Origin of the sequence: Burkholderia sp. D-99, assembly GCF_011605345.1 — a bacterium.
GTDB lineage: Bacteria > Pseudomonadota > Gammaproteobacteria > Burkholderiales > Burkholderiaceae > Burkholderia.
The window spans coordinates 1,196,222-1,218,588 of sequence record NZ_JAAOXM010000002.1; the positions used below are offsets into that span (position 1 = coordinate 1,196,222).

A 22,367-nucleotide genomic window follows, 5' to 3' on the forward strand; every position below is an offset into this window, starting at 1 on the left:
CGTTGACGGCCCGTCGTCCGCGTTATCGGTCTCGGGGCCAGTAGCCGTGCTTGCCGTAGAATTCGTGCAACTCGATTTCGTAGCTTCGATGCACGAGCTGCGAGTCGTCGTAGGGAGGGCTGCGGCGGATCGCGTCGCGCGTGAGCGTGGCCGAAACCGTTTCCGTATGCCATTCCACCTGGTCAAGCCAGTGCGTCGCGATCAGGACTTCCTTGCCGGTCGACCACCAGCTCGACGTGTCGATCGCCAGATAGCGGATCACCCAGGCTTCATCGTCGTAAATGAAGTCGGACACGTGACCGATATGTCCGTCCGTGGCTTCGAGCCGATATCCGTCGACCTCGCCGGTGCTGCGCAAATGCGTATCCGCCGGCGCACTGGCCGGCGCGCCGTGCGAGAACAGCGGGCCGCCGGCATCGAGATCCTGCGACGGTCCGGCCGGATCGAAAGCCGGGTAAGCACCCATCCCCCAAAGGTTCGGGCCGCCCCAGTAAGTCGGGTAGTTGTAGTAACGCAGGTACTCGATCTCGTGCTGGCGCGATACCGGCTTGTGCGTGTCCAGATTCGGGCTGTCTCTCACCTGCTGTTGCGTGAGGCTGACGTATAACGTGCGGGTTTCGGGATCGGCATGCGTGACGGAATACGGCGAAACCAGCACCTGCCTGTCGTGCAGCCAGTCGCCCGTCTCGACGACGAGGTAGCGGATGCACCAGTTGTCATCGTCGAAGTAGGCCTGGTGGATGTGCCCGATATCGCCGTCCTTCGCTCGAACCGTGTCTCCGTGCAACCTTCGGATGCTTCGTAACATGATGTCCTCGCCAGATCGATGCTCGGCACGTCGGTGATCCGGCTGGCATGCGTGCCGTGCGGTGGCATCCAGCCGTTCGTCCGCCGATGCGGAGCGATTCCTGCCGAGCGCGTCCACTCGGATAGCCGGCATGTTTGAGACGCTACACGCGGCGGCTAGCCGATGCGGTACGAAACCGTACAAAGCGCGCACGAGGGGGAACCGTCCGTCCCGGCATGTCGCGACACATCCTCTCGAGCATCGTCATCAGGATCACGAAGCAGTGAGGGTCGCCACAGCCACGTGCCGCCGGGTGTACCCGTCCGCCGGACAGGATTCGTACGTTAACGCAGCCGCAGGGGGATGAACAGCGAGACGCCGGGCGCCGGTGCCGGCTCGTAAACCATCGGAGGCGCGGCATAAGCGTCATCCTCGCCATCGTAATAGCCGTCGCCTCCATGCCGGTGATGGTCGTAGTGGCGACCGCCCTGATGCGTCATGCGCGTGATTGCCCTTGTCCCAGCCGTGATTCATTCTCTCCGCATGCAACTGCGGTGCAACGACAAGGCAGCCGAACGCAACGATCATGCCGACGAGCCGCATGCCTGATCTCGGCGCCATCGTGTTTCGACGTGCGTGTCCGACAGAAACGTCCATCATGTTCTCCTGGGTACGATCCGGAACTATTGTTTCTTGATCAGGTGGTGACCGTTGCCACGGAAAATCGCGTCCGCGTTCTGCTTTTGCGTATCGGACATGCTGTCGTACAGCGGCTGAAATGCCGTGGTCAGTTTTTTGATGCCTTCGGCGTGCACGTTGGCGACTTGGCCGTAGGAATGAAGATCGTCCATCGCGCTCATGTCGTTCGCGTGATCGCTACGTGCCTTCCTGAGCGATTCCATCGCGTTCGCGTTATCGCGCATGACCTGCGAGACCCGCTGCCACAGGGATTCCTGGGCAGGCGTGATGCCAAGGCGCTGGTGCAGGCTGTTGATGCGCCCGTCGACCGACTTTTGAGCCGCCACGGTCATGACGTGGGGTGGTGCGTGATCCGGTGCGGGGCCGGCAGCATTCGAGAGTGGGGCGAAGACGGCTGAGCCGAGGGCGACTGTCACCGCCACGGCGAACGCGCCGGCAATCTGTCGGGGGAGGGCGAGAAGAGCGAGTTTCATGGTGGATCCTGATGAAAAATCGGGAAGGAGTCGACGTCTCGCGACTTATCCGGCCGGCAGCCCAGCTATACGCGGGGTGTGCGGGCTCAGTCTGTCCGATGCCGGACGGTTTGCCGGTGTGCGTGGCTGTTTCGCGATGCCCGGCGTTGTGCGGCGGATCACGTTCGCGCCGGACGGAATGTTCGGATCGGGTCTATGCTGGCGTCGTGACCGGAGGCGTTTCACGCTGGCGGCCCAGCTGAATCAGGCGCGGCCCGATCCGACCATTACCTCCATGGAGGCGGTTATGCGCAGCAGATATCGAGAGCAGCATACGAACGGCGGCAAGAGCGAACGCAATGTCGACGAGGCGGTGGAGGGGACATTCCCCGCCAGCGATCCGCCGTCGATCGGCGGTGTCACGAGGATGATCTCCCGCCCGGCCCATCGAAAGCATCATCGGAAGTCGTCACACATCAAGCACCGCTAGCGCAGGGGCAGCGCCCTGCGCGACCACGAAGCATCGAGTCGTCGCCGGTATCCGGCGATATCGATAAGCGCGGCGGAATCGGTCGGCGCACCGGCGAGCCGATATTCCCGGTGTACCCGGGTACGGAACCGTACCGACTTCCGATGCCGGTGCGCGCAGCGTTTTCTCGTGCGTCGAGTGCCGCTTTCGATGTCGAGGCCGTGCACGAGACGGATATTCCCGGAACTTGTCCAAGGAGGACATCATGAGGATGCTCCACACCCCCGATCGATCCGGGGATGACAGCAACGGGGGCAAGCTCGTCGAACGCGATGCCGGCGATGAACCCGCTCATATGGTGACAACCGCGGATGTCCTGAAGGGCAGCAAGATCATCGCGTCGGACGGTGAGGACATCGGCAATGTTTTCGGCATTGTGCTCGATTTGCACCACGGCAGAATTGCCTACGCGGTGGCGTCCAGCGGCGGCACGGGCGAGATGCTTTGCGCCATTCCGTGGAGCGCGATGAAATACGATGTCGGCGACAAATGTTTCCATCTGGATGTGGCCGCCGCGCATGTCAAAAGCACCCCAGGCTTCGACGACGAGCATTGGCCGGTGATGACGCAATTGCAGTGGGGATTGTCGCTTCACCAGTACTACAACCGGGCGCCTTACTGGGTCGTCGGATAAGGCGTAGTGGCGGCTAGAGTCGCTTCAGATCGGGAAGCAGGCGGTCGAATTCGCGCTTGACCACGCTGTAGCATTCGCACACGCGCTTTTCGAGCCCGGGTCGGTCCAGCACCTCGATATGGCCGTAGTTGTAGCGGATGAGGCCCGCGTCCTGCAGCTTCAATGCTGCTTCCGTCACGCCCGACCTGCGCACGCCCAGCATGTTGGCGATCAGTTCCTGCGTCATGCGCAACTGGTTCGACGGCAGGCGGTCGAGGCTGAGCAGCAGCCAGCGACACAGCTGTTGATCGATCGAGTGATGCCGGTTGCATACCGCAGTCTGCGCCATCTGCGTGATGAGCGCCTGAGTATAGCGCAACAACAGGCGCTGCATCGCGTTGCCGCGCCGGAATTCCTCCTTCAGGATGCTCGCGTCGAGCCGGTAGGCCTGCCCCGCGCTTTGCACGACGGCGCGACTCGGCGTCGTTTCGCCGCCCATGAACAGCGACACGCCGATCATGCCTTCATGGCCGACGATCGCGATTTCCGCGGACGAGCCATCCTCCATCACATACAGCAGCGACACGATCGACGTGGTCGGAAAATAGACGTGATGAAGCTGGCCGCCCGACTCGTACAGCACCTTTCCCAACGGCATCTCGACAAGCGTCAGGTGTGTGGCAAGGTGGGCACGCTCGTTCTCCGGCAGCGCAGCTAACAGGTGATTTTCGGTAAGGGGCGGGTTGTCCTGCATGCGTGGCTCCTACGCTTGCGCCCGGCTGACGAACGAGAATCCGACCGATGTGGGCGCTGCGGGAATCGGCGGACGGGGCCAACCATCATATCTTACCGATCCGACGACCAGGCGGGACAGTGGCGGCAATGTGTCCCTTTTCTCGACGAATTAGGGATGACCGTTCGAATGCGGATCTACCTTCAAAAATTATAGTGCCGACACGTGTCTCATCAAGGTGCACGGAGTCGCGCGTGCGCGATGCGGAACCGATATTTCACCGAGCAGTTGACGGGAAATCGATCGCGGTCGGCAGGCCTGAGCGGTGTCGACCGCGGAAGGATGAGCCGCGATGATGCGCGCGCGTCCGCTCCGTTGCCGGACAGGCGCCACACGAGCACGGTTACGCGCCGTTCAGGCGAGTCGAATTCAGATCCGCCGCCGCGTCCTCAGGGCGCCGCGTCTGCCGGCTCACGCTGGGCACTACAGTGTCTTCAGCTTCGAGATCTTCGTTCCTTCAAGCGTCACACCCGCCATCAACCCGCTGTTCGTCAGCACGAATGCTTCGATCGGCGCGGTCGCGGTGCTGGTGTCGACATTGCCGTTCGCACCAACTTTCAGGACTGCAACTGATGCGTCGCCGCCTGCCGACCAGCCTTCGCTGCTACGGAACCGATTAAGCGCGTCCTCGGTCATGAACAGGAAAATGATGGCTTTCGATTGTGCGCCGATCTGCGGCCCGATCGAGCCGGTCGTGGTGCTGTAGTACCCGACGGTGCTGCCGGCCACGCGCAGCGAGCCTTCACCATACTGACCGCCGATCCAGAAGCCGGCCGCGATGACCGACGGGAACACCAGCACGCCACGCGCCTTGCCGACGAGTTCATGCGAGCCGTTGGCGCTGGAGTAAAGACGTGCGAGGGTCGAGTCGACACCCGCATCGATGGTGTGGCGTTTATCGGTCTGGTGGCCGCTGGCGTCGGACGTTCCGGTCATCGTGCAACCCGAAACCGCGAGGGAAACAGCCAGGATCGATCCCGGCGTACCCCATAGAAATGTTCGTCGTAGCATCATCGTCTCCTGATTGTTGCCCGAGCTTTCGAGGCTACGTCAGGACGGCCACGGATGCGGTACGACAGCGTACAAAGGCGCAACATCCGCGTTGTCCCGCGTCGCGTTCGGCTTCGCGGCACGTGCAGCGTGTGCGGGTGAATGTCGGTCGATGCCACGCAACCGGTCCGTCTCCGCAAGCGTCCTTCACCGTACAGACACGCCATCTCGTTGTCGGGACGATGTCCTCTGCAACCATCCGTTCGTTCGTGCGTGACCTGTACACGCACATCGACGTGGTTCACGTCAGCGGTGAATGATTCCGTCATTCGTCTCCGGTCGATCAAACGAAGCAACGTGCCTGGATGCGACTGGCAAGGAGAGCAACATGCGTGCGTCTGTCTATGTCTGTCTTGCGGCTATTGCAACCGTGCTTGCCGGATGCCTTTGGGTACCCGGTGAGGGCTATCGCGGCGATCGAAACGGGGGGTATGGCGGTGCGTATGGCGGCGGTCACGAAAGCGGATGGAATCGAGGCGACACTTCGCGCGACCACATGAATCATTCCGGGCGTTCCGATGACCAGGGGCCGCATGGGGCAGGGCAACGGGAAGGATGGTAGGTCGGGGCTGCGGCCATCACATGAAAACAGCGTCCTTCCGGTGCGCTTCATCATGACCGATGCCGCGGCTTCGTAACGCACACGTCACCGTGTCGAAGTTCGCCTGTCATATCCCGTTGTACGGCGATTCTCCCAAACAGATCGATCGGAGGAAACGACCGGCAGTCGCCATAGATGGCCGGGCCGCGTCGTTCGCCATTCGATCGCGTAGTTTCGCGAAGCTGGCGACCCGGGTACCCCATCGCTCACGTCCTGCCAGACTCGAGCAGGTTCTTCAGCGCCGCCATCTGTTCCTTCTGCATGTTCAGCAATTCAGTCCATTGCTCCTCGCGCAACCCGTCCAATTTTTCATGGAGCAACATGATCTCGAGTTCGGCCTTCAGATTGATTTCGTAATCGTGTTCGGCAGAGACCCGGTCCTTGTATGACTGCCGGTTCTGCGCCATCAGGATAATGGGTGCCTGGATAGCTGCCAGCATCGAGAGAAACAGGTTGAGCAGGATATACGGGTAAGGATCGAAGGTCTTGCTGTACGTTGCCAGAATCAGCGAATTCAGACTGACCCAGACGACCATGACGACGACAAAGCACGTGATGAATATCCACGACCCGCCGAAGGCGGCAACGGCATCTGCCGCGCGCTGGCCGCGCGTTGCCGCTTCCTCCAGTTCTTTCGTGGAGTCTCTCGCTATGCGCTTTCGTTCCGAAACGAGACGTGCAACATTCTTCGAGCGCTCGTCCAATGATTCATAGGGTACGCCAAAGAATTTTTCGGCAAGCTCCGCAGGTTTATGCATGTTGCCCTCCGCGCGGTCGCGCAATCCGAACAGAATGGAATCGCAATAAGGTCACGGCAAAAGGCTGGTTGCGCAGTAATCGCGAAGCAAAGAAACCGAGACAGGCCGAACAGCGGTCTCTCCCGGCTTCGTTGCCATCCGACCCAGCAGACAAAGCCCCGTGCGATTCCGCACCCTACCGGAATCGGAGCGGTATGAACAGGCTGACGCCTGGCGCCGACTGCGGGGCATAGACCACGGGTGGTGGCGCATACACATAGTCCCGGTTGTCGTAGTAGTCGCCGCGACGGTAGTCATTGCCCGGATTTCGATAAACCTGCCGATTGCCGTGATCCCACTGATGCCCGTGGTTCTGCCAATAACCGTTACCCGTGCGATGCTTTGGTTGGCTTTGGTAATGCTGATAGCCGTCATTCGCGCCATGCTGCTGTTGGTTATCGTAGTAGTTGCCGTAGTCTGCGCCGAAAGCCGGCCCCATGGACATGCCGCCAATGGCCAAGGTCAAGCTGACCGTCGTCATGATTCTGGTCATCATCGAGCCGATGAACGCGGTGCGTACTTCTGGGGTTTTCATGATGTTCTCCTGTCTGAGATCCGGGACCTGAATGCGGCACCGGTCCGTTTCCCGCTGCGGGTGTCTCGAAATCACCCCTTCTTTGCGGAGCGGTGATGGTCAGTCCGGAAGATCAGATCGGCATTCTTCTTCTGGGCGTCGGACATGCTGTCGTACAGCGCCTGAAACGCGGGAGTGAGTTTTTTGATGCCGTCCGCATGGGCGTCGGCGACCTGGCCATAGGACTTGAGATCGTCGACGGCGCTCATGCTGTTGGCATGACTGGTTCGAGCCTGTCTGAGCGAGTCCATCGTGCCCGCATTGTCGCGCATGACCTGCGCGACCTTGTGCCAAAGTTCTTCCTGTGCCGCGGTGATCTGAAGCCTGTCGTGAAGGTTATTGATGCGCGTATCGATCTGGTCGTGGGTCGCAACGGTCTTCGCGCTTGCAGGTGCTTGAGTCTGCACGGGGGAGGCAGCGCTCGCAGGATTGGCGAATGCCGTTATCGCGAGAAAAACCGCTATCGCGAGCGCCGGTGCAGTTCGCGGTCGGGATGGAGGGGCAATGAGTCTCATGATCGATCTCCAAAGGAATTCGATGGACTCACGAAGGGATTGCCGTCATTGCGAGCGAGTTCGATCGAATGGATCATCTGTGCGCCGACGCCCGACCGACGTCTGTCCGGTGCCGGACGCTTGCGCGCTGGCGTTGCACTACCGAATCGCCGGCGTAGCGCGCGACCCGACGCGAAGACTGGCGCTTGCGCTGCAAATGCAACAGCCACATGCCCTTGTCACCGTATGCCCGTTACGGCTGCAACGCCGTCAGGCTTCGGCCCGGAGCCGAACGCGCTTGCCGTGCCGGTCGAGACAATGCATGCGTTGACCATATCCCGGACCGAAGTGGCATAGTGATCGGCGCCGATCGCACTCCGGAGATCCTCGGGCCATTGACCGGTATCGCCTGCCGGCCAGAGGCCGACGACGATCAGCGCGTCCGGCAAGCGCTGCCGCACGCGTCGCAAAAGGTAACGCAGGTGCGACGGGATTCCATTGATGGCTAGATAAAAAATGCACACTATCGTCACTGCGGTGACGTCCAGACCGTCGATCCGGACGCGCGAGGCCGCGTCATGGTTGACCACCCGACAATCGAGATCGTGCTTGCCGAGAAGCTGAACGAGAATGGCCGATGCCAACTCGTCGAGCGCCCCCCGGCCTGCTATGCAAAGGACCTGATTGTCGGCATGCCGAACCGGGCGAGCTTCGATGCCGGGCGAAGAAGCGTTCCGAGCCGGTTGGCACGATACCTTTTGTCCGGCAGCAGGCGCAGCCGGTGCGCCCCGGTCGGCCGCTGCTGCATCGGTAGCCGGATCGGTGTCCGCGAAACCGTCCAGGCCCTCGATGAGGTCGTTGACCGTGGTCTCGATTCGCGCCAGTTGTGCCGGCGTTACGCCGCCGCGCAAGACATCGTCCGCCGCAAGCTGCAAGCCCTTGAGAACGATTTCATCGTAATAGGAGGACAGCGGCCGGTCGCGAAGCAGTATCCTGGCTTGCTCTACTGCGTCATCGGGGTCGCCGGCGAGCGCTCGCTGGTAGAAATTTTCGACTGGAGACAGCGCGGGCTGGTCGCCAAGCAGCACGTCGAGAAATTCGAGCCGCGTAACATGGCGACCGAGGACCAGCAGGCAAAGTGTCAGCGGAGTGGACAGGATGAGCCCGATTGGCCCCCATATCCAGCTCCAGAAAATCGCAGCGACGACGACCGAAAACGGGGAAAGGCCGGTGCTATGGCCGTACAGCAGTGGCTCGACGGCCTGACCGGCCAGCAGCTCGACGGTCACGAAAAGCACCAGCGACCAGATCGCCATCGACCACTCCGGACTGACGGCTGCGGCTAGTGCGGTAGCCAGAATGGCGGAGATCCAGATTCCGACGTAGGGGACAAGACGCAACAGCGCGGCCAGAATCCCCCACAGCACCGGACTGGGTACGCCAATGATGAACAGCCCGGTCCCGATCACGACGCCCACGCCCGCATTCAAGCCGAGTTGCGAAACGAAATATCGACTGAGGCGCCGCGCGGCTTCGTCCATTGCGGTGGTGGTCCGATGGAGATCTCTCGAACCGAACAAGCGGATAGCCCGGTCCCGAAGATCATCGCGCTGCAACAGAATGACGATGGTGACGACAAATACGATGAAGGCTGTCTCGAGTGGACTGACGACGGGAGACAGTATGCGCCGTGCAAGCTGGAATGGTGTCTGGGCCGGCTCGCGCACCTCGACGGGAAGCGCCGCAGGCGGTTGGGTGCCGGACGAGGATGAGGAAGATTCGCGTATCGTTTTCGGCTGATCGACGGTTGCCCGTTGAAGCGCCTGACCGGCGGTACCCGCCAGCTGGTTCAATTTTCCAACCGTGAGCCCATGCACGACAGAGATCTTCTTGTCGATCGTCGCCTGATAACGGGGGATGCCGACAGCGAGGTCCGTGATCTGGGTGGCGATTATCCCCCCAAGCACGACGATCACCGAGACCGACATCGTCACCGCAAGGAGAACCGAGGCCACGTGGCCAAGCTTGATGCGGCCAAGAAGATTGGCGAGGGGAGCGACCAGGAAGCTGAGCAGAATCGCCAGCGTGAACGGGATTAGGATCTCGCGCGCAAAATAGAGCGCGGCGATGACCGTGACGCCAACGGCAAGCGTAATCAAACCCTGCACGCTGGGTGTTTCAGGAGGCTCGATGCGCGCTGCTGGCCTCGCGGGGCGCAATTCCTTGAAATCGAACATGACGGCTAACGCCCGCGATATCGTCCATTCTGATGGGTGCTTTCGGCGCGGATGCGTCCCATGCAGGCCGAAAAAACTCGACTTGCCAACCCAACCCCATTGGCGATCGGCCCGTCGATTCAGACACTGCGACGGGCGATCGACGCGTTGCGTCAGCGATCACTCTCGTGCATGTCACGCGGCGCGGCGTGGCGGGAACGATGAAAGTAAAACGGGACGATACGTATCGAACGCGATAAAACAGACACTTCGAGTGTACGGCCTACGTTGCTCGCAGTCTGGATTGAAGTCGGTACGGTGCCGTACCTGGGACACAGTCATGCCAGGGCACGCTGACGACGCGAAGAGTCGAGTTCGCTGCGGCGTTCCCGATCCCGGGGCGGCAAAACGGATATCTCGATGTCCTCCACCGTACCGACTGCGTGGCTGATCGATGTCAATTTCACTTTGCCGGGCAGGTTTCTCACTCACATTGCAGATGTCCAACGGCATCAAATTGAACTGTGCGGCGATACCTCTCGCAAGGCCCGGAAGGTTCCGGGTCCCAAGCGCGGGCGGCGACGGGTTCGTCGAAACACTGAGTCGAAAGGAGAAGGCCCATGTTGGGAACAATATTGATCGTCGTGCTGGTGCTCGTATTGATCGGTGCGATACCGACCTGGCCGCACAGCCGTTCGTGGGGCTATATGCCCAGCGGCTTGCTGGGCGTGGTGCTGCTCGTCGTAGTTGTGCTCCTCCTCCTGGGGCGGATATAGGAGGCTCGAGAATCCTGTCGGGAAAGGCCCCTTCGTGGATCATCGTTGCCGTACCGTTGCAACTCGAAACGGGTGGCCGCCGCGCATCCGTGAGACCGGGGCGGCGCGCTTGCGGTTGCCGGGTATGACGCGGCAAGTGCCGCCTTGCGCAGATCGCCCGCAATCGATTCCGACGCAAGGCGGCCGGGCAGGTGGTACGGCTAACGAGCATGGAGGACTTATCCGGTCCGCGCAGACTGTCATGAGAAAAACACTCCTCAACGCGCTGGCCGCATGCTTTGCAGGCGGAGTCGGGCTCACCCCCGCGCCGAGCCAAGCCTATGCGCTGGACGCGCAGTTCGACTGCACCACCGACGCGCACGCGTTCATCGTGCGCCTGTTCAATCACGGCTATATCGATCGCGATCCGATGCGGGTCGAACAGAATTCGGTCAACGCGTTCCGGCCTACCCGCGACGCCGCGCTCACGGTGTTCGGCTTCAGCGTCTATGCCGTGTTCGCCTATGCGCAGTATGACGCGCTGTTCAGGCAGGGAACGGGTCGACCTCTGCCGGGTTCGATTTACGGCGTCGTCGTCAAGGCGCCGATCGATTCGGTCGAAGCACATTCTCGGTTAGCGGGCAGCAAGGCCGTCGCGCATCAGGTCATTCCGTTCATCCTCACTGCCGTCGTCTGTGCAAGGCCCTGAGACTGGCCGGTTCGAGCAAGTACGGAGGCCGCTCCGGTTCCGCGCGCCACGCGCGCAAGCAAACCGTCCGGCATCGGACAGACTGAGCCCGTACATCCCGTGCATAACTACGCGGCCGGACCGAGATTGGCGCGCAGCGATGCGATTCTGTCGTCACGAGATCCGCGAGGTTTTCGCCGCCCCCAAACGGGCTGCGGCATCGCTGCACATCGGATGCCGATTGACCCGTACGTTTCGATACCGGGATCGTGCACGTTGTTCAGATCAAGTCGTTCATACGACGCATTGGAGAAAGCTCATGAAAGGGATCTTGTCGAGTCATACATCGATCCGCACTGCACTGATTGCAGTCGGGCTGGTTGCCGGGTTGGGCATCGGCGCGGCGTGCCTCGCCGCCGGCGAAAGTTCGATGTCCAAAACTGCCAGCAGCGTTGGTACCGCGATCGACGACACCGCCATCACGACGAAGGTCAAAGCCAGGCTGATGGGTGAAGAGGGTCTCGGAAAATCCGATATCAGCGTCACCACCGTCGACGGCGTGGTCACACTCGACGGAACGGTAAGCAGCTTGCACGCGAAGTCGGTGGCCGAATCGGCGGCCCGGTCGGCCGACGGGGTTCAGCGTGTCAGTGACAACCTCGCGGTGCCGATGGATGCCGGCAAGCCGGCCAAACCTGGCGCCGTCGCGAAGACGGAGCGCGCGGTGTCCGATAGCTGGATCACCACCAAGGTGAAATCCAAGATTCTTTCGGACAGCGTCAGCAAGGGTTTCGATGTGAGCGTGATGACGACGCACGGCGTGGTGACGCTGAAAGGCTCGTTGGCGAGTCAGCACGCGATCGATCACGTCAGGAACATTGCCCGAAGCGTGAAGGGCGTCAGGCATGTGAATACTGGGGAGCTCGTTGTCGCGGGGAAATAGGCCTCCGGAGCAAGTTCGCTGTTTCACTGGTCGACCGTTCGTCCCGCTCGCAGAACATGCAACTGCAGCAAAGTCTCGAGGTTCACCGGCTGGGTCAGGTGATGGTCAAACCCCGCCTCGGCTGATCGTAGCCGATCGCCCGGTTGTCCATCGCCGGTGACGGCTATCAGCAGCGTGTTTCGAGTCGCTTCGGACTCCCGTAACTTCCGCGCGATCTCGGGAAGCCGCGTCTGATTCTGACGAGCGCTGAATTACTGCGGCGAGAATCCCTCAGTCCAGCGCGTTTCCTGCGCTAATGCGCCTTTGAGATCGAGCCTGGATAGGGTTCGGTGAAGATTTTCTCTTTTCGGGGGATGGGCAAAGATGGCTATCTAACGTGCTCCCGATCGAGTTTCAGATCGGTACGGTGCCGGACCTGGATCGAACGCGTTGCACTTGTCTGGCCGGATAGCGCGGCATCGGGCGATCCGGTGAATGAACGGCGGGAGGACACCGCGAAACGTGTCCGGAAGACTGTACATCAGCGTACCGACTCGTCGAACCACCCCGATGCACGATGACGTTCGTCACATTCCTCTGTCGGGAGTGGCTCATGAAATATCCGATCTATATCACGCGGCACCGGAATCCCCGCTATCGCGGCGCGCTTCCGGACTTTCCCGAAGTCGATGTGGAGGGTGACTCGTATGGCGAGTTGCAGGCGGCCGCCGCGCAACGGGTCATGGCCCGGTATGACCGGTCCATGCGTCTCATTCCGCCGCCGACCACGGACATGTCGGCATTGCAAGCGTCGGAGGTCGATACCGGCGACGGGATCTGGCGGTTCTTCGACATCGACCTGACCCGAATGATTTCGAGTTCCGTGCGGATCGAGCTGTGATCGTGCACGACATCGACCGGACCGCGAGCGGACTGCACACCACTCGCGATGCATTCGTTTCGATGGCGTGCGAGCACGCCACCGTCCGATCCGCGCAGCACGGTGGGGGGCGTGGCGAACCCGTCGCGAAATCGCTGTCGGGCCGGCGTTGATTTCAGCGTAATTCCCCAGTTAGACCGATCCAGACTGCATGCGGGGTTGCGGCATGCCCACGATAAATATTCTTTTAAGATCAAATGGTTGCTGTCTGGCTGATAAGCGGGGAATTACAGTGAAATCACGGGTGGCCCGGGAAGGCCGTGCGCGCCGCGACGCGCGCGAACATTCGCCAGCAGTGTCGATGAGAGAAGTGTCTCGCTTTCGCTCCGCCTAATCCGTATACCGTCGCGAGCCTCAAGCATATCGAAGAGTGCATCTGTCGGAGGTCTAACCAGCCGCGCGCTATGCAAGGCAGGGCACGCGCATCACTCTCGAGATCACGGGCATACGCCTCGAGCGGCCGCGGGACTTCAGGGGAGCAGCGCGGTCGCCAAGGGCATGCTGCCACCGGGCACGGAGGCCGTCATCGGCGCGCCGCGCGTCGGATTCCGAAGTCTCCGGGGCAGCCTGAATGTTGCGCGCGGCCATGACTGTAGCGTGACCCCGGATCGTCGAATTCAAGAGGGCGTCTTGAGACTACTTATCCCCGAATTTTCCCTCGTCGATAAGCATGTGACAGTAGGCGTCGGAGGCGTCTCGCGCCAAGTCCTCGGAGATGAATGTGCCAGGCACATTCATCTCCGAAATCAAGGTTTCTGTAGTGCCGTTCCAATGACGCCGAAGAACGTCAATCGTGCTGCGCCACTGGCCATCCTGGCTGCAATTTGCAGAGACTCGATAGAAGTAGCCGCGATATGGCTTGAATCCGTCCAGGTCCATTGCTCCCCCCTCGATCACGCTGTGATGATCGTAGCACGCGACGGAGACTGGGATTGCAGGAAGCAGCAGAAGGGATATCGGAAGTGACCCGGAAAACTGGCGACTGCTCCATTAGAGCTGTTTCGTCGCTGTCGGCCTTGAAGCATTGGATTTGATTGTTTATTGTTTTAGAGACTGATCGTGGCGCACCCAGATCGGTCTACGTCGGTAACGTGCATCGGAATCAATGGGGACCCAATCCCGCGTGCCTTCGCTAGGGGTGAACGGCGGCCACGCGTTCGGCAAGCTTTGCGTCGTAGCTCGAGTGCACATGCACACGCTTCTTGTCGGGAAACGCATAAGCGTATGCCTTGCGCAGTGCGAGCGAAGCCTCATGAAACCCGGACAGGATCAGTTTTTGCTTGTTCGGGTAGCCCGCGATGTCACCTGCCGCGAAGATGCCAGGCCGTGAGCTTTCGTAATACGATGTGTCGACGACAATCCGTCCGGCCTGTACGGCGATCCCCCAGTTTGCGATCGAACCGAGATCCGCGACGAGTCCGTACAGCACGAGCAATTGATCTGTTTCGAGGCACACCGAGCCACCGATCTGGCGAACCTCGATCGATTCGAGCGCCCCCGCGCGCGCGTTCAATCCAGCAATCGTGCCGACCACGAAATCCATTTCACCTGCCGCGACCGCTTGATGCAATCGGGCGACGCTCGAGTCCGTTGCGCTGAAGCCGCTGCGTCGATGGACGAGCGTGACGTGCTGTGCGACCGAGCGCAGTGCCAGCGCCCAGTCGAGCGCGGAGTCGCCGCCCCCAGTGACCACGACGTTCTTTCCGGCAAGACCGTTCATGTCAGAGACGCTGTAATGGACACATCTGCCTTCAAGGCGTGTCGCCTCGTCGAGGGCCAGTCGCTGCGGCACGAATGCACCATTGCCGGCGGCAATCAGAATCGCCGCGGCGTCAAACGCATGCCCCTTGTCGGTGCGCGCAAGCCATCGGCCTTCCTCTAGCGGATCGACCGCCACGATACGGTGACCGAGATGCATCGGAGGATTGAAGGGCCGGCATTGTTCGATCAAGCGATCGACGAGATCACGCGCGGTGCACGACGGTATGGCAGGGATATCGTAGATCGGCTTGTCCGGATACAGTTCGATGCACTGGCCGCCGGGGCGCTCGATCCCGTCAACGATCCGGCATGAGAGTCCGATCACGCCTGCCTCGAACGCGGCGAACAGACCCACGGGACCTGCGCCAACGATCAGCACGTCAGTTCGTAAAGGATTCGAGGTCGACGAATTTTCCGGAGATGTCACCGGTATTCTTTAGAGGCCAGTTCAAAAAGGCCGCTCAGATCGGCCGAAGATGTTCCAGCAGACGAGCGAGCAGGCTAGTTTGAGGAATGCTTCGTGAATGTCAGATCGGCGTTCGAAGCGAATGCGAAGACGACGGAAACCATGGAGCCACGAATGAGTCCGTTCGACGACCCAACGGAATTTGCCGAGGCCGCTGCCGTGTTCGGTGCGGCGCTTGGCGATGACCGGTCTGATGCCGCGCTCGCGAAGTCGGCGGCGATGCGAGTCGGAATCGTAGCCACGGTCGGCGTAGATGACCTTGGGCTTGCGAAGCGGTCGGCCGCGAGTGCCGCGAATCGGCGGGATCGCGTCGACCAACGGCAGCAGTTGCGTGACATCGTTGCGGTTCGCGCCGCTCAGGATCGCGCTGACAGGAACGCCGTTCGCGTTTACGAGGACGTGGTGTTTGGACCCTGGTCGTGCGCGATCGGTGGGGTTTGGTCCAGTTTTTGGCCTGCCCCAACGGCTCGCACTGACGATGAATCGACAGCCGCATATGAGAAATCGAGCTGGCCAGATTCGCGCAGCTTGTCGAGCAGCAGTCCGTTCAGCTTGTCCCACACCCCGGCCTGCTGCCAGTCGTGCAGCCGACGCCAGCAAGTCGCTCCAGAGCCGAAACCCAACCCGGTCGGCAGATGGTTCCATCGCATCCCTGTCTTCAGCACGAGCAGGATGCCATTGAGTGCTGCACGGTCCGAGACCGGCAGACGCCCAGGGTATCGCTTGCGTCGCGGTTTGGGCGGTGGAAGTAGTGGTTCGATCAGTGCCCACAGCTCGTCATCGATGATAGGTGCCGGCATTCCTTGATCCGTTGTTCAGGCATCCAAGGTTAATCGTTTCGTCAGAAAGTAAACAGCCCTTCCGGGCTCTTTTTGAACTGGCCTTTTACGAGAAACGGAAGGGGGGCGTTCCGGCACGCGCCGTGCGGAAGTTCATGCAGGCGCCGCTCTGCACATCGCGGGGATCAGAGCGATTTGAGTCGCGTGACCTTGGTTCCCTGAAGCGACACACCAGCCATCAATCCGCTGTTGGTCAGCACGAATGCGTTGACCTGGTTGCTCGCGCTGCTGGTGTCGATATCGCCGTTCGCGCCGACCTTCAGCACCGCGACCGACGCATCGCCGCCTGCCGACCAGCCGTCCATGTTGCGAAAGCGGGCGAGCGACTCTTCCGTCATGAACAGGAACACGATGGCCCGCGATTGCATGCCGGCCTGGAAGCCGATGGAGCCGGTGATCGTACTGTAGTAGCCGGTGGTCTGGCCGCCGACACGAAGCGATCCTTCGCCATACTGACCACCGATGATGAATCCGGCGTCGACGACGGACGGGAACGTAAGCACGCCGCGCGCTCTGCGAACGAGTTCGCGCGAACCATTGGCGGTGCCATACAGGCGTGTCAATGTTGAATCGACGCCGGCGTCGATCGAGCGACGCTTGCCGGCCTGGCCGTTCTCACTGTCGGCCATCGTGGTGGTCGTGCATCCGGTCACCCCGATGCCCAGTGCCAACACGGCCCCGGATGTGCTCCATATGAATGTGCGTCTTTGCATGATGCCCTCCTGGGCTTCGATAACGCCTCGACACTACGCGCCCGCCGTGCGCAATGCGGTACGAAGCCGTACCGATTACGCATCGGCATCGAAGCGTGACAACGTGAGCAGCGCCTAATAGCGGTCGTGATCCTCGTGGTAGCCGCCACCGTGATGATGGTCGTCTCGTCCGACCGGAGCGAGCAGGCATGCGCCCAGGCTGCGACCAGCAGTCGCAACAGCATTCGGTGTTTCATCTGCATTCCTTTCGTGACCGGCCGCTCCTCTGTCGATACGACAGGCCGAAAGGGCGATCAGAGAAGCTGCCGGATGCAGGTTGCCTGTCCGATGTCTCCCTGGCCGCAAGAACACGTTGCCCCCAACCCGAAGCGAAGTCGGTACGCTTCCGTACCCGTTGCGCGGCGCCGGGCAGCGTGCGGAGGATGGCGCTATCCGGAGCCCACTAGCCTCAGGTCCGGCTCGACCAGGAATTGGGATTTCACATGATCGACGACGTAGATGACCACGCCGCTCGCCCGACGCGTCCTTGGCGAATAGTCGAACTCGGTCGCATCGGCGTCGACGGATGTCGGCCTCGCGAGAAATACGTGCATCCCGGCCTTGAATACATGATGCGAGGGCAGGCGCTGATTGACCAGCTCGATGAATTGCGTGGCCGAGATGACGGGCATGAAAGCGGACATGGAACTTCTCCCGTATGAACCGATAAAGCATTCAGGACGGACGAGCGTGAGGATTGCAGGGGCATCACGCAGTCCGAGGCTGCGGCGTCAAAGCGCGCCGCGGGCCGTGGACGATTCGGCATTCAACCAGTAACCACGCTTGCCGTAGAACTGATACAACGCAATCTCGTCGCTTCGATAGACGGGCTGCGAATCGTCGTATTCGGGGCTCTGGCGAATCGCGTCGCGGGTGAGCGTGGTTGATACCGTTTCCGTGGACCAGTCCACCTGGTCGAGCCAGTGCGTCGCAATCAGGACGTCCTTGTTGGTCAACCACCAGTTCCGCGTCCTGATTGCGAGATAGCGGATGACCCAGGCTTCGTCGTCGTAGATGAAGTCGGTCACGCGGCCGATGCGTCCGGCCGTGGCTTCGAGCCGATAGCCCTTGACCTTGCCGGTGCTGCGCAGATGCGTATCCGTCGGCGCATCGGCCGGCGTTGAGCGGGTGGGCAGCGGATGTCCAGCCTCGAGATCTTGCGACACGGTGGCGGAATGGAACACGGGGTATGCGTCCACGCCCCACAGGTTCGGGCCGCCCCAGTAGGACGGGTATTGGTAGTAGCGCAGGTATTCGATCTCGTGTTGGCGGGATACCGGCTTGTGTATGTCCAGATCCGGGCTGTCTTCCACCTGATGGCGCGTGAGATCGACATGCAGCGTGCTGGATCGGGAATCGGTGTGCTTGACGGAGTAGGGCGAGATGAGCACCTGTTTGTCGTGCAGCCAGTCGCCCGTCGCGACGACGAGATAACGGATGCACCAGTTGTCGTCGTCGAAGTAGGCCTGATTGACGTGCCCGATGTCGCCGTCCTTCGCGCGAACCGCGCTGCCGTGCAATTCCTTGATGCTTCGTAGCATGATGTTCTCGTCAGATCGATGCGCGGCATGTCGATGATCCGGCTGAACCGCGTGCCGTGCAGTGGCGTCCAGTCGTTCGCCCGGAGATGCAGAGCGATTTGTGCCGATCTCGTTTTTGTGCGCGGTACACAGTCTGGCGTGGCGTCGCGACGGATATCCGGCATGCTTTCACGGTACTGGAAACGGACGGCCGATGCTGTACGAAAGCGTACATTGCGCGTGCCTGATCGTTACAAATAAGGATACCGAATCGACTGGAATAGAAACGCTGACGCGTGTTCGGGTGAGCGCGCCAGCCGGAGCGGGATCGTGCTTCAATGCAGCGGTAGCGACAGGAACAGGGGGTTGCCCGTTATGCGCGTGATCCGTGGGCACAGTCTGTCCGTTGGCGCACATTCCACTTGCGCGCGTCGCGCGCGATTTCGGGCGCGTTGCATTACGGCAAGATCATCGCAAAAGGACGCTGCACCGACAGCCGCCCGTCCTCCGAGAGGCGGGTGCTCATGTCTACATGAACCAGGTGAACGTATGGCGTGCGGGCCGGGATGCCGAAATGTTCACGATGTATCGCTCGGACTGGCCGTTGTAGCTGGCATTGATCGCATAACGACCGTTCTTCAGATTGGCCAGCATGAACGGGCCATCCGACGGTGTCTCCAGAACCGTCTTGCCTTTCATGTCCGTGATTGTCACCAGTACGTCGGACAAGTATTCGTTTCCGCTTGGGGCTCGGCGGACGAAGGTGAGCACGAGAGCGTAGTCTCGCATGGCGCCTTTGATGGCGACCGATTGATCGAGTCCGATACCGCCCGACAAATAGGTGACCTGTTCGGTGCGGTGCATCGGAGGAAGGTTGTCGTCGGCTGAAACCGGAGCGACTCCAACGAACGGGGCGCTCAGAAGGAATGCAAGAATTAGGGATACGGAAGTTTTCATGAGGGATCTCCTGGAGGATGCGGCGGGGAGTCGTGATGTGGCGACAGCGCCGGTCCGACCGACAGGGCCGGCTCGCCTTTTACCAATGCGGCTATTCGCGCAGCATGTCTGTCCGGTGCCGAACGCTGGGTCTTCATCCCATTGCATACCGTCTCAAGACGGTGGCTAACAGCAAGATAAGCACGCCGATTTCGGCGGCGATGCGCAAACGCATGACGTCGTCCGGCAATGTCATCGACAGGAGGCCGGTGCCGGCCGGTCCGATCAGAAGACCGATCCCGAGATACACCATGGCCGCGCTCAGCGGCAGGCGCTCGAGCGACGATCCGATGAGTCCCATGAAAATCAGCAGGGCCCCGAAGATGAGGCATCCGATCGCTTCGGTCACGTTGCATACCCCGCATGAATGACGTTGCGCTCGCCGCGCTTCGGTTGCAGGTGGCCATGTGGCGTCGCGGAGGCTGTACGCGCGTGCACAAGACGCGGCGTCGATGCCCCACACTCGTCGCACAGTATCGCGCCGATCGCCCCACGTTCGCAGCGAGCCGATCCGGCGTCTGTCCGATGGCGGACAAAGGACCAGGCACAACCATTGCGATCGCAGCGACGCGTGCCTACGGCCCAAGCGGCCGGGAACGCGTACTAGAAGCGGTACGCAGGCGATGTACGGTAGCGGGCAGAGTGGCGCCGTGCGTCGTCATAGACTGTTCGCCGATCCTCACGACAACCGGAGCGTTGCCATGGCCCACTCAGCAATCGCGGGAGACCTGCGTTCGCTTGAACGACTCATTGCACGCGTCACGCTCGGTGAACCTGCGCCATTGGCACTCTGGCGAATTCGGCTGGAATCGATGCTGGAGAACGGCCGTCTGACGCCCCCGGAACGCATGCATTTCGTCAGCATCATTGCCCTTATCCTCATGCTCGAACGTCGAGCGGGCAAGTCGGCCGCGCCTTGAGCATGGCCGGCGCGTCGGCTGACGCCCGGAACGGGAGACGCGTCACCGCGTCGCGCGTCCGGGTGGTTTCGGAATGCGGCGGGCGCATGCCGGCGGTCATGGCCGGTGCGCGAACGAGAAGGGGCTGCAACCCATACCCGCGACGCCGCGCTCACGGTGTTCGGCTTCAGCGTCTATGCCGTGTTCGCCTATGCGCAGTATGACGCGCTGTTCAGGCAGGGAGCCGGACAACCTCTGCCGGGTTCGATTTACGGCGTCGTCGTCAAGGCGACGATCGAATCGGTCGAGGCGCATTCCCGGCTTGCCGGCAGCAAGGCCGTCGCGCATCAGGTTATTCCGTTCATCCTCACTGCCGTCGTCTGTGCAAGACCCTGAGACTGGCGCTGCGCAACCGCACTAACGGTGCTTGATGTGCGACGGCTTCCGCTGATGCTTTCGACGGACCGGTTTGGAAATCGTCTCGGTGACGCCGCCTATTAACGGCGGACCGCTGGCGGGAAACGTCCCTTCGACCGCCGCGTCGACACGCGTTCGCTCTTGTCGCGGTTCATATGCCGTGCTTGGACCTGTTACGCATAACGGCTTCCACAGAGCATGACCGTCAGATCCGGTTGCTCCCGAATTCGCCCGGCCCAAGTAGTCGCGCATGGCCGGTCCGAGCCAATACGGAGGCTGCTTCGGTTCCGCGTGCCACACGCGTGAGCAAACCGTCCGGCATCGGACAGACCGAGCCCGTACATCCCGTGCATAACTACGCGACCGGCCTGGTGCGTGGCATGAATGGCTGTTTCACTCCTTTAATCAACAGTTGTCGCGCCACGCGGGCGTTCATGGAATACGACATGGTTCCGTCCACAAAACTCGACAGCGATATCGACAGCCAGGCGGATTCGTGGCTGACGAAGCTCGGTCCAGGACTGATCACGGGCGCAGCGGACGACGATCCGAGCGGCATCGCCACCTATTCGCAGGCGGGTGCGCAATTCGGCTTCAACATGCTGTGGACCGTTCTGCTGACCTATCCGCTGATGGTCGCCATTCAGGTCGTGAGCGCGAGAATCGGCCGGGTAAGCGGCCACGGTCTCGCGACGAACCTGCGACGTCATTACCCGCGGTGGCTGCTGTATGTCACCGTCGTCCTGCTGCTGGCGGCGAACACGATCAATATCGCAGCCGACCTGACAGCCATGGGTGCCGCCGTCCATCTGTTGGTCGGCGGCCCCACGCATACCTATACGGTCGGCCTGGGCGTGTTTTCGCTGGTGTTGCAGATGTTCGTGCCGTACCGCAGGTATGTCCGCATACTCAAGTGGCTCACCCTGGCACTGTTCGCCTACGTCGGCGTGATTTTTGCCGTCCAGATCCCATGGGCGACCGTGGCCCTGCGCACGATACTTCCGCACGGCTCGTGGAGCGCCGGCTACATCACGGCGGTGGTCGCCGTGTTCGGCACCACCATCAGCCCGTATCTGTTCTTCTGGCAGGCGTCCCAGGAAGTCGAGGAACTGCAGGCGAAGGATGGACAGCAGGCGTTGACAAAAAAGCCGTCGCAAGGGCCGGCAAACCTGAGCCGCATCCGCGTTGATACGTCGATCGGCATGGCATTTTCCAATCTCGTTGCGTTTTTCATCATTCTCACGACCGCGGTCACGCTGCATGCGCACCATATCACCGACATCCAGACGTCGGCGCAGGCCGCCACCGCATTGAAACCGATCGCCGGCCAGTTTGCGTTCCTGCTCTTCAGTCTCGGCATCATCGGCACGGGGCTGCTCGCGCTGCCGGTGCTGGCCGGCTCGGCGGCCTACGCGATGGCCGGCACGTTCCAGTGGAAAAACAGCCTCGCGCTCGAGCCGCAACTGGCGAAACGGTTCTACGCGATCATCGTGCTCGCGACGGTCGTCGGCCTCGCACTCGATTTCACGTCGATCGACCCGATCAAGGCGCTGTTCTGGAGCGCAGTCATCAACGGTGTCACGTCGGTGCCGATCATGGCGCTGATGATGCTGATGGCGTCGAACCGGAAGGTCATGGGCACCTTCGTCACGCCCATGCTGCTGCGGCTGGCGGGGTGGCTTTCCACCGGGGTGATGGCCGCCGCCGTGATCGCGATGTTCCTGTTCATCTGAGCACCGGCCGATTGTTCCTTTTCGCGACCCGGTACGGCGCCGTACCGACTTCGTATCCCGGCTGCGCGCATCGT

At 61.3% G+C, this 22,367-nt stretch carries 26 protein-coding genes; 9 read left to right on the forward strand and 17 right to left on the reverse strand.

Annotation, left to right across the window (positions count from 1 at the left end):
* Nucleotides 1-22 precede the first annotated feature (22 nt).
* From HAV18_RS12540 to HAV18_RS12550, 3 genes are all read right to left on the reverse strand, one after another.
* Nucleotides 23-808, reverse strand: a complete 786-nt coding sequence (locus tag HAV18_RS12540; protein WP_166955996.1) for a PRC-barrel domain-containing protein — start codon at nucleotides 806-808, stop codon at nucleotides 23-25.
* A 323-nt stretch (nucleotides 809-1,131) separates the two neighbouring features.
* Entirely contained in the window at nucleotides 1,132-1,287 is a 156-nt protein-coding gene (locus tag HAV18_RS39870) for a hypothetical protein (RefSeq protein ID WP_243771610.1), read from the reverse strand.
* Between the two features lie 183 nt (nucleotides 1,288-1,470).
* Complete coding sequence (locus HAV18_RS12550) at nucleotides 1,471-1,959, reverse strand: Spy/CpxP family protein refolding chaperone (RefSeq protein ID WP_006413580.1); 489 nt, start codon at nucleotides 1,957-1,959, stop codon at nucleotides 1,471-1,473.
* Here HAV18_RS12550 and HAV18_RS39875 point away from each other — a divergent pair.
* Nucleotides 1,958-2,428, forward strand: coding sequence for a hypothetical protein (locus HAV18_RS39875; RefSeq protein WP_243771611.1), 471 nt, complete (start codon nucleotides 1,958-1,960; stop codon nucleotides 2,426-2,428). The two genes, HAV18_RS12550 and HAV18_RS39875, sit on opposite strands and share 2 nt — an antisense overlap.
* Before the next feature lie 244 nt (nucleotides 2,429-2,672).
* On the forward strand, nucleotides 2,673-3,101 hold the full coding sequence (locus tag HAV18_RS12560; protein WP_043280788.1) for a PRC-barrel domain-containing protein: 429 nt from the start codon (nucleotides 2,673-2,675) through the stop codon (nucleotides 3,099-3,101).
* Nucleotides 3,102-3,114: 13 nt separating this feature from the next.
* Here HAV18_RS12560 and HAV18_RS12565 read toward each other — a convergent pair whose 3' ends face one another.
* The 6 genes from HAV18_RS12565 to HAV18_RS12590 form a co-directional block, all read right to left on the reverse strand.
* Nucleotides 3,115-3,834 carry a Crp/Fnr family transcriptional regulator gene (locus HAV18_RS12565; protein WP_006413566.1) on the reverse strand — a complete coding sequence of 240 codons (720 nt, stop codon included), beginning with the start codon at nucleotides 3,832-3,834 and terminating at the stop codon, nucleotides 3,115-3,117.
* 462 nt (nucleotides 3,835-4,296) lie between these two features.
* Nucleotides 4,297-4,884 (reverse strand): YSC84-related protein, encoded by a 588-nt coding sequence (locus HAV18_RS12570; protein ID WP_043280789.1) that lies wholly within the window; start codon nucleotides 4,882-4,884, stop codon nucleotides 4,297-4,299.
* Between the two features lie 846 nt (nucleotides 4,885-5,730).
* Nucleotides 5,731-6,282, reverse strand: coding sequence for a DUF1003 domain-containing protein (locus tag HAV18_RS12575; protein WP_006413590.1), 552 nt, complete (start codon nucleotides 6,280-6,282; stop codon nucleotides 5,731-5,733).
* 175 nt (nucleotides 6,283-6,457) lie between these two features.
* Nucleotides 6,458-6,856: a hypothetical protein gene (locus HAV18_RS12580; RefSeq protein WP_105752586.1), complete on the reverse strand. Its 399-nt coding sequence runs from the start codon at nucleotides 6,854-6,856 to the stop codon at nucleotides 6,458-6,460.
* A gap of 71 nt (nucleotides 6,857-6,927) precedes the next feature.
* Nucleotides 6,928-7,410: a Spy/CpxP family protein refolding chaperone gene (locus HAV18_RS12585; RefSeq protein WP_208101909.1), complete on the reverse strand. Its 483-nt coding sequence runs from the start codon at nucleotides 7,408-7,410 to the stop codon at nucleotides 6,928-6,930.
* A gap of 218 nt (nucleotides 7,411-7,628) precedes the next feature.
* On the reverse strand, nucleotides 7,629-9,626 hold the full coding sequence (locus HAV18_RS12590) for an AI-2E family transporter (RefSeq protein WP_166955998.1): 1,998 nt from the start codon (nucleotides 9,624-9,626) through the stop codon (nucleotides 7,629-7,631).
* 599 nt (nucleotides 9,627-10,225) lie between these two features.
* On the opposite strand from HAV18_RS12590, the gene HAV18_RS12595 reads away from it, so the two are divergent.
* From HAV18_RS12595 to HAV18_RS12610, 4 genes are all read left to right on the forward strand, one after another.
* Nucleotides 10,226-10,381: a DUF3309 family protein gene (locus HAV18_RS12595; protein WP_006413558.1), complete on the forward strand. Its 156-nt coding sequence runs from the start codon at nucleotides 10,226-10,228 to the stop codon at nucleotides 10,379-10,381.
* 241 nt (nucleotides 10,382-10,622) lie between these two features.
* Nucleotides 10,623-11,069, forward strand: a complete 447-nt coding sequence (locus tag HAV18_RS12600; RefSeq protein WP_034182284.1) for a hypothetical protein — start codon at nucleotides 10,623-10,625, stop codon at nucleotides 11,067-11,069.
* Nucleotides 11,070-11,367: 298 nt separating this feature from the next.
* Nucleotides 11,368-11,991 (forward strand): BON domain-containing protein, encoded by a 624-nt coding sequence (locus HAV18_RS12605; protein ID WP_166956000.1) that lies wholly within the window; start codon nucleotides 11,368-11,370, stop codon nucleotides 11,989-11,991.
* A 592-nt stretch (nucleotides 11,992-12,583) separates the two neighbouring features.
* A complete protein-coding gene (locus tag HAV18_RS12610) occupies nucleotides 12,584-12,871 on the forward strand; it encodes a type II toxin-antitoxin system HicB family antitoxin (protein WP_243771612.1) in 288 nt (95 codons plus the stop codon).
* 1,171 nt (nucleotides 12,872-14,042) lie between these two features.
* Here the strand turns inward: HAV18_RS12610 and HAV18_RS12615 are convergent.
* The 8 genes from HAV18_RS12615 to HAV18_RS39885 all read right to left on the reverse strand — a co-directional run bounded on the left by HAV18_RS12615 (nucleotide 14,043) and on the right by HAV18_RS39885 (nucleotide 19,593).
* Nucleotides 14,043-15,098 carry an NAD(P)/FAD-dependent oxidoreductase gene (locus tag HAV18_RS12615; protein ID WP_006413564.1) on the reverse strand — a complete coding sequence of 352 codons (1,056 nt, stop codon included), beginning with the start codon at nucleotides 15,096-15,098 and terminating at the stop codon, nucleotides 14,043-14,045.
* A gap of 21 nt (nucleotides 15,099-15,119) precedes the next feature.
* Nucleotides 15,120-15,635, reverse strand: coding sequence for an IS5 family transposase (locus HAV18_RS12620; protein ID WP_226128612.1), 516 nt, complete (start codon nucleotides 15,633-15,635; stop codon nucleotides 15,120-15,122).
* On the reverse strand, nucleotides 15,527-15,937 hold the full coding sequence (locus HAV18_RS40265; protein ID WP_226128598.1) for a transposase: 411 nt from the start codon (nucleotides 15,935-15,937) through the stop codon (nucleotides 15,527-15,529). Before HAV18_RS40265 ends, HAV18_RS12620 begins: the two co-directional genes overlap by 109 nt.
* A gap of 164 nt (nucleotides 15,938-16,101) precedes the next feature.
* Complete coding sequence (locus tag HAV18_RS12625; RefSeq protein WP_043280775.1) at nucleotides 16,102-16,689, reverse strand: YSC84-related protein; 588 nt, start codon at nucleotides 16,687-16,689, stop codon at nucleotides 16,102-16,104.
* A gap of 428 nt (nucleotides 16,690-17,117) precedes the next feature.
* Nucleotides 17,118-17,372 (reverse strand): hypothetical protein, encoded by a 255-nt coding sequence (locus HAV18_RS12630; protein WP_166956003.1) that lies wholly within the window; start codon nucleotides 17,370-17,372, stop codon nucleotides 17,118-17,120.
* 87 nt (nucleotides 17,373-17,459) lie between these two features.
* Nucleotides 17,460-18,269, reverse strand: coding sequence for a PRC-barrel domain-containing protein (locus HAV18_RS12635; RefSeq protein ID WP_084752502.1), 810 nt, complete (start codon nucleotides 18,267-18,269; stop codon nucleotides 17,460-17,462).
* 507 nt (nucleotides 18,270-18,776) lie between these two features.
* Complete coding sequence (locus tag HAV18_RS12640) at nucleotides 18,777-19,205, reverse strand: carboxypeptidase-like regulatory domain-containing protein (RefSeq protein WP_241331359.1); 429 nt, start codon at nucleotides 19,203-19,205, stop codon at nucleotides 18,777-18,779.
* Nucleotides 19,206-19,338: 133 nt separating this feature from the next.
* The gene (locus tag HAV18_RS39885; protein ID WP_243771613.1) at nucleotides 19,339-19,593 is read right to left on the reverse strand and encodes a hypothetical protein; all 255 of its coding nucleotides are present in this window, start codon (nucleotides 19,591-19,593) and stop codon (nucleotides 19,339-19,341) included.
* Nucleotides 19,594-19,945: 352 nt separating this feature from the next.
* Here HAV18_RS39885 and HAV18_RS12650 point away from each other — a divergent pair, with 352 nt between their 5' ends.
* The 3 genes from HAV18_RS12650 to HAV18_RS12660 all read left to right on the forward strand — a co-directional run bounded on the left by HAV18_RS12650 (nucleotide 19,946) and on the right by HAV18_RS12660 (nucleotide 22,293).
* A complete protein-coding gene (locus HAV18_RS12650) occupies nucleotides 19,946-20,164 on the forward strand; it encodes a hypothetical protein (protein ID WP_006413571.1) in 219 nt (72 codons plus the stop codon).
* A gap of 105 nt (nucleotides 20,165-20,269) precedes the next feature.
* Complete coding sequence (locus HAV18_RS12655; protein ID WP_006413603.1) at nucleotides 20,270-20,539, forward strand: hypothetical protein; 270 nt, start codon at nucleotides 20,270-20,272, stop codon at nucleotides 20,537-20,539.
* Nucleotides 20,540-21,006: 467 nt separating this feature from the next.
* The gene (locus tag HAV18_RS12660; RefSeq protein WP_043280791.1) at nucleotides 21,007-22,293 is read left to right on the forward strand and encodes an NRAMP family divalent metal transporter; all 1,287 of its coding nucleotides are present in this window, start codon (nucleotides 21,007-21,009) and stop codon (nucleotides 22,291-22,293) included.
* The last annotated feature ends 74 nt before the right edge of the window (nucleotides 22,294-22,367 follow it).

What these genes read in the sequence shown, in the direction of transcription:
- HAV18_RS12540 (WP_166955996.1), bottom strand. Translation starts at nt 808, where the DNA reads ATGTTACGAAGCATCCGAAGGTTGCACGGAGACACGGTTCGAGCGAAG.
- HAV18_RS39870 (WP_243771610.1), bottom strand. Translation starts at nt 1,287, where the DNA reads ATGACGCATCAGGGCGGTCGCCACTACGACCATCACCGGCATGGAGGC.
- HAV18_RS39875 (WP_243771611.1), top strand. Translation starts at nt 1,958, where the DNA reads ATGGTGGATCCTGATGAAAAATCGGGAAGGAGTCGACGTCTCGCGACT.
- HAV18_RS12550 (WP_006413580.1), bottom strand. Translation starts at nt 1,959, where the DNA reads ATGAAACTCGCTCTTCTCGCCCTCCCCCGACAGATTGCCGGCGCGTTC.
- HAV18_RS12560 (WP_043280788.1), top strand. Translation starts at nt 2,673, where the DNA reads ATGAGGATGCTCCACACCCCCGATCGATCCGGGGATGACAGCAACGGG.
- HAV18_RS12565 (WP_006413566.1), bottom strand. Translation starts at nt 3,834, where the DNA reads ATGCAGGACAACCCGCCCCTTACCGAAAATCACCTGTTAGCTGCGCTG.
- HAV18_RS12570 (WP_043280789.1), bottom strand. Translation starts at nt 4,884, where the DNA reads ATGCTACGACGAACATTTCTATGGGGTACGCCGGGATCGATCCTGGCT.
- HAV18_RS12575 (WP_006413590.1), bottom strand. Translation starts at nt 6,282, where the DNA reads ATGCATAAACCTGCGGAGCTTGCCGAAAAATTCTTTGGCGTACCCTAT.
- HAV18_RS12580 (WP_105752586.1), bottom strand. Translation starts at nt 6,856, where the DNA reads ATGAAAACCCCAGAAGTACGCACCGCGTTCATCGGCTCGATGATGACC.
- HAV18_RS12585 (WP_208101909.1), bottom strand. Translation starts at nt 7,410, where the DNA reads ATGAGACTCATTGCCCCTCCATCCCGACCGCGAACTGCACCGGCGCTC.
- HAV18_RS12590 (WP_166955998.1), bottom strand. Translation starts at nt 9,626, where the DNA reads ATGTTCGATTTCAAGGAATTGCGCCCCGCGAGGCCAGCAGCGCGCATC.
- HAV18_RS12595 (WP_006413558.1), top strand. Translation starts at nt 10,226, where the DNA reads ATGTTGGGAACAATATTGATCGTCGTGCTGGTGCTCGTATTGATCGGT.
- HAV18_RS12600 (WP_034182284.1), top strand. Translation starts at nt 10,623, where the DNA reads ATGAGAAAAACACTCCTCAACGCGCTGGCCGCATGCTTTGCAGGCGGA.
- HAV18_RS12605 (WP_166956000.1), top strand. Translation starts at nt 11,368, where the DNA reads ATGAAAGGGATCTTGTCGAGTCATACATCGATCCGCACTGCACTGATT.
- HAV18_RS12610 (WP_243771612.1), top strand. Translation starts at nt 12,584, where the DNA reads ATGAAATATCCGATCTATATCACGCGGCACCGGAATCCCCGCTATCGC.
- HAV18_RS40265 (WP_226128598.1), bottom strand. Translation starts at nt 15,937, where the DNA reads ATGCCGGCACCTATCATCGATGACGAGCTGTGGGCACTGATCGAACCA.
- HAV18_RS12625 (WP_043280775.1), bottom strand. Translation starts at nt 16,689, where the DNA reads ATGCAAAGACGCACATTCATATGGAGCACATCCGGGGCCGTGTTGGCA.
- HAV18_RS12630 (WP_166956003.1), bottom strand. Translation starts at nt 17,372, where the DNA reads ATGTCCGCTTTCATGCCCGTCATCTCGGCCACGCAATTCATCGAGCTG.
- HAV18_RS12635 (WP_084752502.1), bottom strand. Translation starts at nt 18,269, where the DNA reads ATGCTACGAAGCATCAAGGAATTGCACGGCAGCGCGGTTCGCGCGAAG.
- HAV18_RS12640 (WP_241331359.1), bottom strand. Translation starts at nt 19,205, where the DNA reads ATGAAAACTTCCGTATCCCTAATTCTTGCATTCCTTCTGAGCGCCCCG.
- HAV18_RS12650 (WP_006413571.1), top strand. Translation starts at nt 19,946, where the DNA reads ATGGCCCACTCAGCAATCGCGGGAGACCTGCGTTCGCTTGAACGACTC.
- HAV18_RS12660 (WP_043280791.1), top strand. Translation starts at nt 21,007, where the DNA reads ATGGTTCCGTCCACAAAACTCGACAGCGATATCGACAGCCAGGCGGAT.